This is a genomic window from Aquiflexum balticum DSM 16537 (assembly GCF_900176595.1).
Classification (GTDB): Bacteria; Bacteroidota; Bacteroidia; order Cytophagales; family Cyclobacteriaceae; genus Aquiflexum; species Aquiflexum balticum.
Genome location: NZ_LT838813.1, coordinates 5,420,528 through 5,433,427, shown reverse-complemented (window position 1 = coordinate 5,433,427; position 12,900 = coordinate 5,420,528). Strand labels below are relative to the sequence as shown.

Below are 12,900 nucleotides of genomic sequence, written 5' to 3'. Positions count from 1 at the left end.
GATATATTTGTCCTTTAATATTTTGTTATATATCTTTGTTCATCAATAAGGAGTAGAAATGCTCCTTTTTCACACTATAAATAAAAGACTAAATACTCCTTTAATAGATGAAATCATGAGAGAATTTGAAGATTTTACTTTGAGAGAAATTCTTAAAGCTGACTTTAGAGCACAAATGGTATTTAAGAATTTTGGTATAGATTCAAAATCCTTATTGGGAAAAACAGTTAAAGAAATATGCAAAAGATATCGAATAAAGGCCGAATACCTCTTGGATAGTATAGTTGAAAATATGGATTCAAAAGTTGTATGGAATTCAAAAGAGCTGAATTGAGATCAATTATCAATTTATTGTCAATAAAATGATCATATCATGAAACTATTCAAGCCCATATATATATTCCCTCTTGTTCTTTTAGGTCTTTTGACAGGAATACTTGGAGGCTGGACGAGATTAGGATATTCTGAATGGAATATCTCCGGTGCAGCTTCAAATCATGGGACATTGATGGTCGGCGGCTTTCTGGGAACTTTGATTTCTCTTGAAAGAGCAATGGTCATGAAAAATAAATTTTGGTTGTTGTTTCCTTTAATCAGTGGTTTGTCCATCCCGGTTTTGTTGTGGCTGGGATGGCCCACTGTTGGAGTTGCCCTTCTATTCATCGCTAGCTTGGGATTGATGGCCATCATGTATCTCCAAACCATAAAGCATCCCGTACTCTATCAATTCATCATGAGTGTAGGGGCAGCTTCTTGGCTATTGGGAAACTTCATGTTATTGAATACTGGTTTGGTTGCTGCAGCTGTACCATGGTGGATGGGATTTTTATTGCTGACCATTGTGGGAGAAAGACTTGAACTCAGTAAATTTCTACCTACTCCTAAGTGGGCAAAAAAAGGTCTTGCTTTGATTTTGGGTTTTTTCATCCTTGGAATATGGCTCCCATTTCATGGTTCGGGTAGTTTCTTGATGGGACTTTCAGTTTTATTGGTATCGGTTTGGCTGCTTTACTTTGATATGGCCAAGATAGCTTCAAAAAAGTCTGGCCAATTCAAGTATATTGGTATTGGATTAAGGGTCGGTTACCTTTGGCTTTTTCTCAATGGAGTAATTCTTGTTTTCTCCATACATCACCCTTTATATTACGATCTTTTCCTGCATACCTTCTTTCTTGGATTTACCTTTTCAATGATATGGGCACATGCACCGATCATTTTGCCCATGGTATTGAATATCAAGGAAAAACCCTATCATCCTATTTTATGGTTTGGATGGTCAATATTCCAATTGAGTTTGGTCGGAAGAATAGCTTCTAGCATTTTAAAAGCCCCAGACCTAAGATCCGTTTTCGGCTTCATCAATGGTTGGAGTATAATGACTATGTTTGCTTTAATGGCAGGGGTCGTAATATTGAAAAGATTGTATGCAGTAAATCATTTACTCAAACAACAAATCGAATCTTCTTGAGTGATTCATATCACCAACATAAATAATATTAGGATGGAATTTGCAGATTGATTTCAAATGTTTCGAAGCCTTTCACATATAGCCCTTGTCTTTGTTTTATTGTCCAATGGTATGAATTATACCATTATCCAGACGCATTTTTATTTGAATAGAGAAGCTATTGCGGAATTGTTTTGCATCAATCAGGACTCACCCGAACTCGAATGCAATGGCCTTTGTCAATTGGACAATAAATTAAATGAGGCTGAAAAACAGGATAAAGAAAAAGGAGTCATCTATCCGGAAGAATCTCCTGCATTTTATCTCCTTTCATTGATGGATTGGGAGCCTTCACGTTATTTTAATTTTTTTAAAGATAAAAATAGTTCTTCTGTTCAGGAAGGTTTAAATCTGTTATTTGGCCTTGACTTTTTTCATCCCCCACAGTGTAGTTGATTAATAGTATTTAGGACAGCTTTTCATTCAACTCATTCATCAGAAGGAGGATTGGATAGGATATGCCTTTTCCAAAGGCATTCTCTCTTTCTTCATCAAAACATTTAAAATCATGAAACCCTTGAAATCCATCTTATCAAAAGGATTATTTATATGCAGTTTGTTGTTAAGTTCATTTGTTTATGGACAGAAAATTTCCTCGTTTCAGATCTTGGACCAATTGAGCAAAGAGCCTATTATCGGCCTATATTATCAATATGGAAGTGAAGTTGGAATTACTGATGACAATGGGAAAGTTCATATTCAGTTCTCTGCGAACCAAGAAATACAATTTAGTCACATCAATTACGGTAAATGGAAACTGACCCCCCGGGAGATTGAAGAAGCCATAAGAGATGGAAGTTATTTGAGAAGCGGTTTATTTGTAAATCTCCAACCTGTTTCTGTGATTTCTTTGAAAATGACAGATGAAAAAGATCAAAAAATCCTGATTTCAGATCAGGAACGGTTGCACCATGATGCAGGTGCGATTCTCAATCTCAATCCGGTGGTCAATGGTATCAGAAAAAGTGGATCTTTTGCATTTGACCCGGTTATGCGGGGCTTCAAATATGATCAGTTGAACATAGTTATTGATGGACTTCAATCAGCCAATGCGGCTTGTCCCAATAGGATGGATCCCCCAACTTCCCAAATTGCTTTGAACCGGATCAAGCAAATTGAAATACTAAAAGGCCCTCATGCCTTGCGCTATGGCATTGGCTTGGGTGGTACGATCAATTTTTTGCAGGAAGATCCTAATTTCTCCGCTCATAATAATGTTTACGGAAGGTTGTCCAGCATGTATGAGACCAATGGCAATGTGATCAGAAATGAAGCTAGGGTGGGTTTTTCAGGGGAAGCTTATGATCTTGGTGTAATGGGATCCTGGTCTAAGGGGACTGACTACAAAGACGGCAATGGAGAAATTGTTCCAGCTAATTTCACGAGAGGAACAGTTGGAGTCTACGGGGATTTCAGATTAAGTAAAAATGATTTGCTTAAAGTTACGGTCAATAGGAATTTTGCCAGAGATGTGGATTTTCCCACCTTGGGAATGGATCTTCGATCAGATGATACTTGGATGGGTTCGGTCAGTCATACAAAATCATTCCAAAATAGAAAGCTTCAATCTTGGACTAGTTCCGGTTTTTTTACAAGTGTCGACCACTTGATGGACAATATGTTGAGAGAATTAAATCCAAGAATGATGAATTCCCGTACACCTGCGAATACCCAAAATTATGGTGCAAGGACCGAAGGTTTATGGAAACTTGGCCAAGGGAAGATATATGCAGGAGGAGACTTCAGGTCTGAGTCTGCACAAGGCATCAGGGAAAGGGAATTTTTGATGGGACCAATGGTTGGTAGAACAATTTTTGACAATGCATGGCAGGATTCTAAAATTCAAAAAGTAGGCACCTTTGTCACTTACCATGTACCGCTTGGAGAGTTTGTTTTAACTGCTGCGGGAAGATTGGATTTTAATCAGGCTGTGGCAAATGAAACTGAACCTGAGTTTGAAAACATCAATGCAGAAAGTAAGGTGAACCAATTGAATCCGGGTCTGTCAATGGGTTTGAAACGGGATTTTTTCAAAGACTTTAATTTCGGAATTTGGTTGGCAAGGGTACAGAGAAGCGGTAGCCTTACTGAAAGGTTTATCAACTATTTTCCTGTAGGGATGGATCCTTATGAAATGCTGGGTAATACCAGTTTGAAACCTGAGACCAACAACCAAGTCGACATGGTATTGGGATATGAAAAAGAAGGAATACAGATGGAATTCAGTGCATTTGCCGCTTACCTTAATGATTACATTACTGCAGAAAAGACTGAACTTTCGCCTGTAATACCAAGCAGTCCCGGGGTAAGACAGTTTGTTAATGTGGATAGGGCATTAAAGACAGGATTTGAATTTTCTGCAAGCCAATACTTAGGCTATGGAGTTCAACATCAGTTGGCAATGGCATATACCTATGGGCAAAACCTAAGCCTCTCTGAAGCTTTGCCGGAGATAGCGCCTATGGATATCAGGTATTCGCTGATTGGCAATCATTTAGACAACAAACTTCATTCAGCTATTCGATTGAGACATGTCATAGGGCAGGACAGGGTTTCGGATAGTTTTGGAGAGTTGTCCACCCCAAGATTTTCCTTGATTGATGTTGATGTTTCTTACAAATTATCCGATAATTTGGCCATCAAAGCCGGAGCTCAAAATCTTCTGGACCAAGCCTACTATGAGCATCTAAACAGGCCTATTGGTCCGGAAAGAAAACCTTTGTATTCTCCTGGAAGGAATTTCTTTTTGATGCTGAGCGTGAAGTTACCTTAAAAAAAGCACCTCGTCTATTTGGCGTGTTGCTTCAGTGAGGTTATTCAACAAAGTAATGTTCAATTCCGGATGGAATGTTATTAAAAAAACGAAGACTCTGAGTATTGGCTATCTGAAAATTGATTCAGATACCTGCCAGGGAAATAAAGAGGCTGTCCTTACGTGTGAGACAGCCTCTTTATTTAATCAGGTTTTATTGGAATTACAAATTCCAGTTATCTGTTATCGTGATCGCAAATCATGAGGAGCGAAAATTTTGCTAAAGAATTATTTTCTTTTTGATAATTCTTTTCGGACGTAAAAATCATAAAGTCAATTTTGATCAAATGTTGTATTTTTGGGAGATTGAAAAAAGCAAAATCAATAATGACCAAAAAGAAGCTAACTAAAGGAGAAAAAACCAGGGAATCCATACTTAATGAAGCAAGAAGGGTGTTTAATGAAGATGGAATTTTTTTAACCTTAAGTGCCATATCAAAAAAAATCGGAATCACCTCAGGCGGAATAACCAACCACTTTCCTACTAAAGAACACCTCTTTGTAGGCTTATCCGAACAATATGAAAATGAATTGAATGAATTGACTTCTGGATTTCAATTTGATGCAGCATTGGATTTCAAGAAATTGACAGATTTTTTTTCGAAGGTGATTGATATTCAATACAAACATCGTTCAGTAATTCTGTTTTTTTCAGTAATGCATCAGTCGCAAACAGTTATGATGGGACAGTTGCTGAAAACTTGGCTCAATCGTCAAGATAGATTAAAGCTCTTGGCAAGTACTTTGGTTAGCATAGGTTTGTTAAAAGAAAATATTCTTGAACCCAAAGAGTTTGCAGTTTTTAGGTTTCAGTATGTCAACCTTTTTACAACATGGATTGTGTCCTATTCTTTGTATGATTCTGACGCAAGTTATGAATCGATGAAACCCATCTATTTGGAGGGAGTTTTGAGAGTTTTTGAAAAATATCTTACTGAGAAAGGGCGGGCACAAATGTCGTTCATTACCTTGATTTAGTAAATTTTCAGAATTCAGTTCATTATTTTTTTGTATGTGATATCAGACTTTGAATGCTTAATAATTCAATCTGTGGTTATTGACAATCAAAGTGCTGTTAACCCCTCCTTCAAAGTTTGCACCTCCTGCACTTGATGCCAGGACAAAGCTGATGTGCGTGATTTCATCTGTGGCATTGCCAATCGTGCCATTGGTGGGAAACCAATATTCTGGAGAGCCTTGAGGTAAATTGCCGTAGATGATGGGAATGGTGATTTCTTTGGGACTCTCCACTTTGTCTCCGGATCTGAACCAAGCCGTTCCGATCCTTTTGATGGTTTCCCCACTTCTGTTTTCCAACAAAAGATAGATATCCGCTTGGTCCTTTTTGTCCAAAACCTGTCCTTGGCCATTTTTATAAACCAAACCCGGAACATAAGTATAGGTGATACTGAAGCTTTTCGGCCTTGCTGCGAATGGGACTCCAAACTTGGCTGAACTCAATGGATTTGAAAGGTTCAATTGGAATTTTCCTGTGAACATGGATCCTGCAGCGATTCCTTGTTTGACTAATTGGGCAAGCGGCCCTAAATCCCTGGTGATCAACTTGGCCCCAAAGTCACCCGGCCCGATTTCGGTTTTCTCGACATTGGCCTGACCCAAAGTGACCACGCCTGCATTGCCCGATGCCCAAATGGTATTTTCATCTTTGCCCGGTTCCTGATAATTTTTCCCTGCAGGGGTATGCCAATCCTCAAATCCGGAGTTTTCAAGTTGGGGAGTGGCAGTCTCTTTGGTCACAAATACCCGGTACTTCGACACACTTCCATTCTCTGCTCTCACTTCGTAAAATGTAGGCTTTGTAAAGTCGACCAAATCACCTTTTCCGGGAAAAACTATGGCATAGGAACTCACCTTGATTGAGTCCGCAAATAAATTGGATGTATTGACTTGGGAACCAACTGTCACCCTAATCAAAAGACTGTCAGAAACGATCTGTGTGTTTCCAACTTGTCCCGGCACAGAGAAGTATAAGATTTGGTTGAGGGATGACTTACCAAAATGATGCTCGTCCAAACAGGCATGGCATGCTAATATCACCGAAATGGCGATGAATAGTCCGTAGAAAGATTCAAACTTTTTCATATGTAAATGGAAAATCCAAGCGCTAGTTCAAATAGATTAATTTTTAAATTAAGGTCATTGTTGACCACCTTAGAGTCAGGTAAATTGGTCGCAGTACCCCGAGACACTGAGTTGCTTAGTCCAAATGCGCCCACATTGACTTCAAAGCCGAAGTTCCTGTGGACAAATACCAAAATACCCGGTCTCATTTCCAATCCATAATAGATCGTGTTAGAATAGGTTCTGGTTAGGATTTGGTTGGTAGTGGTTTCTTTGAGTTGGCTTCCGTATCCGATTTGGATTTCGGTGGGGACGATGATATAGAACCTGTTACTTGGTCCCAAAGGGATGAAATTTTTAATATATGGCCTGAATGCCATCCGTCTTTCAGCAAGTTTGACATCTGAAATGACACCATCGCTTGCCTGTTGGGTGCTGAAATCTTCTGTACTACCATAGAGTAATCCAAGTCCAATACCCAAATTGTCTTTGATGACATATCCAGGGTCGAGCCTGATCGAAAAAGACCTTCTTTCCTCAGTGAGGTAAGTGGCAAACAGTTGCCGCTCATTTTCTGCATTTTTCTGGGAAGCAGACAAGCTTAAACTGCTAAACCAAGTTCCTTTGGTAATGGGAATTCCTGATGGCTGATCACTATTGGATTGACCAAAAGCCCCATTATTACCAAAATATGTCATTACTGCAATTAAAAGGAAACCAAAGCAAGTTCTCATTTTTTAATGATTTCTTTGACAGTTAAATAATTAACGACTCCTGCTACAATACCTGCAATTATTCCTGTGTAGATTGTTGCCATTATGGGAGATATTTCAATAGAACCCATCCATCTTTGCCACATTACCCCAAAAGTGACTGTTATACCAAAGGCCATGAATGTATGTTTCATGGAAAGCCAGAATATTTTTGGAAAATAAGAGGGTTTATTGGGAAGTTTTGTTGTTAAATAGGCCACTCCGCTAAGTATAAATGCAAGAGAAACAGCCAAGGGGACTGCCCCAGATAGAAGGGTGTGTTCTGTGGATGAGATCATGTTGTCAGTTACCAATACTTTATCCAAATCTTTGACTGAGAACCAATTGATGATTCCATTGATTACAGCATTGATTACTCCTCCAATCAATGCTGATTTTTTCAATTCTGAAGGTGAAGGTGATGTTGTTGTCATACTCTGTGAATTTTGATTTTAGAAAAACATAAAGGTAGAGGCTTGGAATGTTAACCAATCATATACATTGGATTCGAAGCTGGATGAGATGGCTTTCCCGGGTTTTGCCCAAGAAAATAATCCAAGAAACAGAAAGTTTCTTTTGAAGAAATAGCGGTAAGTCGTCGTAAATTCCTGGCCAAAATTTTTATCCTGAAGTGTGGAAATTGGGGCAAGTGATCCTAAATTGCTTTTGGAATCTGCACTTAGGAAAAAATAGTCGAAACTCAGTTCCATGTTTTTGGCCAAATATGCTTTTACTTCTATCCTATGGGTCAATAAGTTACCATCTCCTATAATTTTTTTGAAATTGATCCCTTGGATCCAGTTACCCAAGCCGCCACCCTGAAGGATATCAAACCGCTCAAATCTTGTTGTGGTTGGATCGTCTCCTTGCATAAATGCAAAGCGATAGTACAGAGAAGGGCTTTTCTTCCAAGTTTGCTTTACAAGACCTCCTCCTAAATACCAGGCATTGGCTACCATATCGGCATTGCTGTTTCTTTGGAAAGCATATTCAGATTTGATGAAAAATCCTTTTCCTGCAATATTGTTGACCCAGACTTTTGGATTGATGGTCTGTAATCCCTCTAAAGGAATTCTGTCATTAGGGGTGGCATAGGTAGACTTTGAAGAATGGATGGTGATGTAATGAAGGCCTAGGTCCAGCCTTCTGTTGTCGTTGTAAGATATTCCTCCGCCCAAGTATCTGGTATCGCTCTGTCTATCTTTAAACAATTCTTGAGGCTCAAGATAAAAGGCAGAGAAATTGAATTTTTTCCAATGGACTTTTGCCCAAGCAGTCATTTGGTAAGCTGTCCTCGAATTTAAAAACACACTTCCTCTTTCTCCTGCATTGGCAGATCCGGAAAACCTTGAAAATAAAAAGCCATCATTCAACTGAAAAAATTGTCCACCGGCAGATAAATCAATATGGAGTTGTTGTTTTTTACCTAATTGAGGTAGGAGGATTCCTCCATAAAGTCTTTCAATAGTTCCTTTCAATGCAGTACCTTCTGAGTATATGTCACTGGAATTTCTTCCGGAAACCAAAAAAGTCACAGCCCCATAGGGGAATATTTTGGTTTTACCTAATTTTGTAATTCCAGCAATTCCCGGTTCCAAAAATGACTCACCCCAGAACCTCGGACCAATACCTGCAGGGTTGTTTGCTACTGGATTGCCTTGGGTAAATTCTGCCCCCTTGGAGAAAAACGCATTTTGGTCATGGTATAAACCAATCGCCCCATTGAGAATCAAAGTCAATTTACTCTTCTCAGTTTCAATAAGACTTGGAAAGGGCAAAGATTTTTTGGCAACTATTTTCTTATCTTCTTCTTCGGTCCAAAAGGATGATCTGATTACCAATACTACAGGACCTGAAATCTCGGGCGTATATACTTTATAGCTTGCTGATTTGATTTCTTCTTGTTTCAAAAAAACAGAAATTGCCAGATCGACTGAAAACTGACGGAAAATACTTCCTGGTTTAATATTGAATGCATCATAGAAAGCTTTTATTTCAAGAGAATCTGCCAGGTATTCTTTGCCGTCTTTTTCCAAAAGAATCACCACAGAACGGATTGGACTTCCTTCCACAGTGTTGGGCACTACTTCAATTCCAAATATTTGGTCAATCTGGCCAAATACAGGGCATGCCATTAACGAAATAAATAAAAAGAGGAGAGAAGCATTGAATAGGCTTTTCATATCGAATAAGAAAAAAGGTACGGATGGTCATTTCCAGCCGTACCTTTTCTAAGTTTATTAATCTTTTTTAGTAGGCATTTTACTTTTGTATGTTCCTCCACCATCAATTCTTAGGTCAATTCCGGTTATCCATTGGGCGGCATCACTCATCAAAAACATCATCCCATAAGCAATCTCTATGGGAGCTCCTCTTCGTTTCATCACAAACATATCCGAAAGGGCTTTGAGCATTTCAGGCGTGTATCCTGCTGCCAAAGTGCTGTCGCCATTGTCAACTGATCCGATCAGGACAGTATTGAATCTTACGCTGGGGCCGGAAACCACCGCCATACTGCGGACCATATTCATCAATCCGGCCTTTGCTGTGCTGTATTCAATAAATTCAGGAGAAGGGGAGACCCCCACCATTGATCCTGAAAATACGACAGAGGCATTGGGTTCCTTTTCCAGATAAGGCATGCAGAGTTTGGTCAGATTATAAGAACCTACTGTATTGAGTAAATAGGATTTTACCATTTTTTCAGCATTCGATTCCCAAATAGGCGTATTGGCTCCCCAACCTACATTGTTGATCAATCCTGATATTTTCCCGAATTTGTCAATGGTCGTTTTTACCAGATTTTCAAGGTCTGCCTCGTCGGTAGCGTCTGTTTTGATGCCCAAGGTCTTTTTGCCTGATTCTTTTTCGATTTCCGCAGCTACCTTTATTGCACCTTCTCCATTGAGGTCTGAGATGACAACATTTGCTCCAAGGGAAGCAAAAAGATGGCCTGCAGCACTACCGATTGCTCCTGCAGCGCCTGTGATGATGATTACTTTTCCTTCAAAGGAAAACAGTTTTTCTATGGCTGTCATATTGGTTTATTTTTATAAGGTTTTGAATTAATCTAAAGTTTGAACCCCCCCTCCGTTTGCAAAAATGACCTGACCGCTGATCCACTCTGAAACCGGGGCTGCGAAATAAAGTACTGCTCCGGCTATATCCTCCACTTCACCCAGACGCTTGATCGGAGTATGTGCCAGCATTTTGGACTCTATTTCCGGAGTTAGCACTGAAGCCAATGCGGCTGTTTTGGTAGCTCCCGGGCCGACGGCATTGACACGGATGCCATCTACTCCATAATCCATGGCGAGGTTGGCGGTCATGTGGTTCATGGCTGCTTTGGAAGAAGCATAAGCGCTCATATTGGGGCTAATGTTGATGCTGGCCATAGAGGTGATGTTGATGATGGAGCCATATCCTCCTTCTTTCATAAGCGGTGCGCAGAGTTGGGAGAGTCTCCATGCGGAATACACATTGAGTTTAAACCTCCATGCAAAATCATCGACAGAGATTTTGTACGGGCTTTCCCGGCCGCCACCGCCACCGCCGGCATTGTTGACCAGAATATGGACACCGCCCAATTCGGTTTTGGTTCTTTCTACCAAAGTGACCAAGTGTGCATCTTCAGTCACATTGCATTCCACGGCAATGGCCTTCCCGCCCATGGCTTTAATTTCGTCCGCGGCGGTTTGGGCATCGGTAATTTTGAGGTCACTTACAGCTACTGAAGCGCCTGCTTTTGAAAGCATGATCGCACAGGCTTTTCCTATTCCATTGCCTCCGCCGGTAACAATGGCCACCTTACCTTTGAGGCTGAATAATTGATTGATTTCCATAGTGAATTAATTTTTATATGTACAAATATTGTATAGACCGTATTGAATTTTTCTCAGGGTTCAAACATTCATTACTATTGATCAAGAGCTTGGAGGTTAGATGGAATAGTAAATTCAATTGCTTTAAATGATCCAATTTTTAGCAATCATATTCAATTATATGCTTGCTTGAATTATGCTTCTTTTTTCACTCAAATTTAAGTCTTTGTTTAAATAAAAAAAATATTTTTTTTAAAAAATAAAGTTTTTTAATTTCTCGGAAAGGGGATTTAAGGTGTTTCGAAACCAAACCCTTTTATACCACGGGATATAGCCATTTGAAACAGAAAATGCCAGGTAGGGAGGATGCCTATAGCTAAAAAATAGGATTAATATTCGGACAATTTAAGTTGCAAGGAAAATGAATGAAATTGATTTGACCTGGAAGGATCAAAAAGCAAGTTTAAAATTCACCAGTGATTGGGTTGGATTTGGATTAAGACCTGGGATATTTGTTCTTCCTGCCATCTGTTTGTTGATGAAGTAATTTTCGGGAGTTACTTTCACTGTAAAATCAATTTTTTTGTTTTTTCCTGATTTTCCTGAAAATGAATTATTACTAAGGTTTTCCTTTTTGTATTTATTGAATACTATTTGTTGGGTAATCAATGCAAGAGCTGAGGGCAGTCCAATATATATAGAAGGGGATTCTGATTGCGTCAAAGCTGCAATGCCCAATCCGACCAAAGCTGCACCTCCGGTTGAATAACTGATGGTACTTCCCTGTTTATTGGTCAGATACACGCCTTTTACTGATTTTTGTCCAAAATAGGTTCCCAAAACAGTTCCTGCAGCCGGAATCAATAAAATTGCATTTGAAGCATCTTCTTCAAGTACTTCCACAGCTGCCGCGAACCCAAGACCTGTTGAGATAACTGATAATGCTGCCACGTTAAAAATATCGCCTTTGGTATAGGCATAGTTTCTTGACACTTTGTTACCCAAAGCCAATCCCGCAGCTCCACCCGCCAATAGAGAAGCGCCATATATGTTTGCATTTTCAACACCCAGAGCACCTGTGGCCGCAAGTCCAAGCCATGGACCGATAATTCCATACAACCTCATCAATTCTATATGCCCTTCCGAATAATTGTTTTTCTTCTGAAGTTGGAAACCTACTTCCCCCAAAGCAATACTTCCAACAGTAGCAAGCCCAAATGCCAATCTACCTGTATTGTCATTATCACCACCGATCATCAGACCTAAAGAACCTCCATAGATCAGCCCCAGAAATTTTCCCGTATTGCTGGCGCGGAGGACCGGTCTTGTGATATCCTTATACTTGTTTGGGTTTATTACCGGACCTAAGGCCCAAAGTCCAGCAGTTAAAAGCGGTAAACCAACTGCCGCTGCATTATCAATTTCAGCAATTGTTACAAGACTTAAACCATAAATAAACCCATATCCGATATTGATTGCCCGGTCCCGACCTCTCCATTCGAATTCCTCTACAGGTTGCGGTCGTTGGGTTTCAAAAAGTTCCCTATCCCATTGGGCCTTCATCTGCTCATACTTTGTTTTCTCTTCCTCGGATAGCCGACTGTAATAATTATTCAGATAAGTTTCAAAGTCCAATAAATAGGAAATTTCATCCTCAGAAAGTGCATCGCCAACCATTTGCTTTTGCTTGATTTCCCGGTAAGTAGGTTTATTTGATTCTTCCCAATAACCTCGTGCGGTATATAATCCCTGTGCTGATACAGATGTCTCAAAGGAAAGAATTAGAAAAAGGGTCAGGAAAAGTGGTAGAAAACCCAAATAATTTTTCATGTTAGTATGGTTATAAGGAGCTTAATTTTATTTGATAGGTAATCAAAGACATTTTCAGGGATTCGGGTACTTTTTTCCTTTTTTTGATTCGGATTT

The 12,900-nt window shown here is 39.6% G+C and carries 12 protein-coding genes; 5 read left to right on the top strand and 7 right to left on the bottom strand.

Annotation, left to right across the window (positions count from 1 at the left end):
• Window positions 1-115 precede the first annotated feature (115 nt).
• The 5 genes from B9A52_RS23010 (at window position 116) to B9A52_RS22985 (ending at window position 5,297) form a co-directional block, all read left to right on the top strand.
• On the top strand, window positions 116-334 hold the full coding sequence (locus B9A52_RS23010) for a hypothetical protein (RefSeq protein ID WP_157370274.1): 219 nt from the start codon (window positions 116-118) through the stop codon (window positions 332-334).
• Window positions 335-373: 39 nt separating this feature from the next.
• Window positions 374-1,468, top strand: coding sequence for a hypothetical protein (locus tag B9A52_RS23005; protein WP_084122932.1), 1,095 nt, complete (start codon window positions 374-376; stop codon window positions 1,466-1,468).
• 57 nt (window positions 1,469-1,525) lie between these two features.
• A complete protein-coding gene (locus B9A52_RS23000; protein ID WP_084122931.1) occupies window positions 1,526-1,903 on the top strand; it encodes a hypothetical protein in 378 nt (125 codons plus the stop codon).
• A 112-nt stretch (window positions 1,904-2,015) separates the two neighbouring features.
• On the top strand, window positions 2,016-4,280 hold the full coding sequence (locus B9A52_RS22995; RefSeq protein WP_084122930.1) for a TonB-dependent receptor domain-containing protein: 2,265 nt from the start codon (window positions 2,016-2,018) through the stop codon (window positions 4,278-4,280).
• A 366-nt stretch (window positions 4,281-4,646) separates the two neighbouring features.
• A complete protein-coding gene (locus B9A52_RS22985) occupies window positions 4,647-5,297 on the top strand; it encodes a TetR/AcrR family transcriptional regulator (protein WP_084122928.1) in 651 nt (216 codons plus the stop codon).
• Between the two features lie 57 nt (window positions 5,298-5,354).
• Here B9A52_RS22985 and B9A52_RS22980 read toward each other — a convergent pair whose 3' ends face one another.
• The 7 genes from B9A52_RS22980 to B9A52_RS22950 all read right to left on the bottom strand — a co-directional run bounded on the left by B9A52_RS22980 (window position 5,355) and on the right by B9A52_RS22950 (window position 12,804).
• Entirely contained in the window at window positions 5,355-6,422 is a 1,068-nt protein-coding gene (locus B9A52_RS22980) for a PCMD domain-containing protein (protein WP_084122927.1), read from the bottom strand.
• Entirely contained in the window at window positions 6,419-7,135 is a 717-nt protein-coding gene (locus B9A52_RS22975; protein WP_084122926.1) for a hypothetical protein, read from the bottom strand. Before B9A52_RS22975 ends, B9A52_RS22980 begins: the two co-directional genes overlap by 4 nt.
• Window positions 7,132-7,587, bottom strand: a complete 456-nt coding sequence (locus tag B9A52_RS22970; protein ID WP_084122925.1) for a hypothetical protein — start codon at window positions 7,585-7,587, stop codon at window positions 7,132-7,134. The genes B9A52_RS22975 and B9A52_RS22970 overlap by 4 nt, the downstream gene beginning before the upstream one ends.
• An 18-nt stretch (window positions 7,588-7,605) precedes the next feature.
• Entirely contained in the window at window positions 7,606-9,336 is a 1,731-nt protein-coding gene (locus tag B9A52_RS22965) for a hypothetical protein (protein WP_157370273.1), read from the bottom strand.
• Window positions 9,337-9,393: 57 nt separating this feature from the next.
• Window positions 9,394-10,191, bottom strand: coding sequence for an SDR family oxidoreductase (locus tag B9A52_RS22960; RefSeq protein WP_084122923.1), 798 nt, complete (start codon window positions 10,189-10,191; stop codon window positions 9,394-9,396).
• Between the two features lie 27 nt (window positions 10,192-10,218).
• A complete protein-coding gene (locus B9A52_RS22955) occupies window positions 10,219-10,995 on the bottom strand; it encodes a glucose 1-dehydrogenase (RefSeq protein ID WP_084122922.1) in 777 nt (258 codons plus the stop codon).
• Window positions 10,996-11,424: 429 nt separating this feature from the next.
• The gene (locus B9A52_RS22950; protein WP_084122921.1) at window positions 11,425-12,804 is read right to left on the bottom strand and encodes a hypothetical protein; all 1,380 of its coding nucleotides are present in this window, start codon (window positions 12,802-12,804) and stop codon (window positions 11,425-11,427) included.
• Window positions 12,805-12,900: the final 96 nt, after the last annotated feature.

Bases quoted from the DNA above. Each gene is read 5' to 3' on its own strand.
- B9A52_RS22980 (WP_084122927.1), bottom strand. From the start codon at position 6,422: ATGAAAAAGTTTGAATCTTTCTACGGACTATTCATCGCCATTTCGGTG.
- B9A52_RS22965 (WP_157370273.1), bottom strand. From the start codon at position 9,336: ATGAAAAGCCTATTCAATGCTTCTCTCCTCTTTTTATTTATTTCGTTA.
- B9A52_RS22970 (WP_084122925.1), bottom strand. From the start codon at position 7,587: ATGACAACAACATCACCTTCACCTTCAGAATTGAAAAAATCAGCATTG.
- B9A52_RS22960 (WP_084122923.1), bottom strand. From the start codon at position 10,191: ATGACAGCCATAGAAAAACTGTTTTCCTTTGAAGGAAAAGTAATCATC.
- B9A52_RS22985 (WP_084122928.1), top strand. From the start codon at position 4,647: ATGACCAAAAAGAAGCTAACTAAAGGAGAAAAAACCAGGGAATCCATA.
- B9A52_RS22950 (WP_084122921.1), bottom strand. From the start codon at position 12,804: ATGAAAAATTATTTGGGTTTTCTACCACTTTTCCTGACCCTTTTTCTA.
- B9A52_RS23005 (WP_084122932.1), top strand. From the start codon at position 374: ATGAAACTATTCAAGCCCATATATATATTCCCTCTTGTTCTTTTAGGT.
- B9A52_RS22995 (WP_084122930.1), top strand. From the start codon at position 2,016: ATGAAACCCTTGAAATCCATCTTATCAAAAGGATTATTTATATGCAGT.
- B9A52_RS22975 (WP_084122926.1), bottom strand. From the start codon at position 7,135: ATGAGAACTTGCTTTGGTTTCCTTTTAATTGCAGTAATGACATATTTT.
- B9A52_RS22955 (WP_084122922.1), bottom strand. From the start codon at position 10,995: ATGGAAATCAATCAATTATTCAGCCTCAAAGGTAAGGTGGCCATTGTT.
- B9A52_RS23010 (WP_157370274.1), top strand. From the start codon at position 116: ATGAGAGAATTTGAAGATTTTACTTTGAGAGAAATTCTTAAAGCTGAC.
- B9A52_RS23000 (WP_084122931.1), top strand. From the start codon at position 1,526: ATGTTTCGAAGCCTTTCACATATAGCCCTTGTCTTTGTTTTATTGTCC.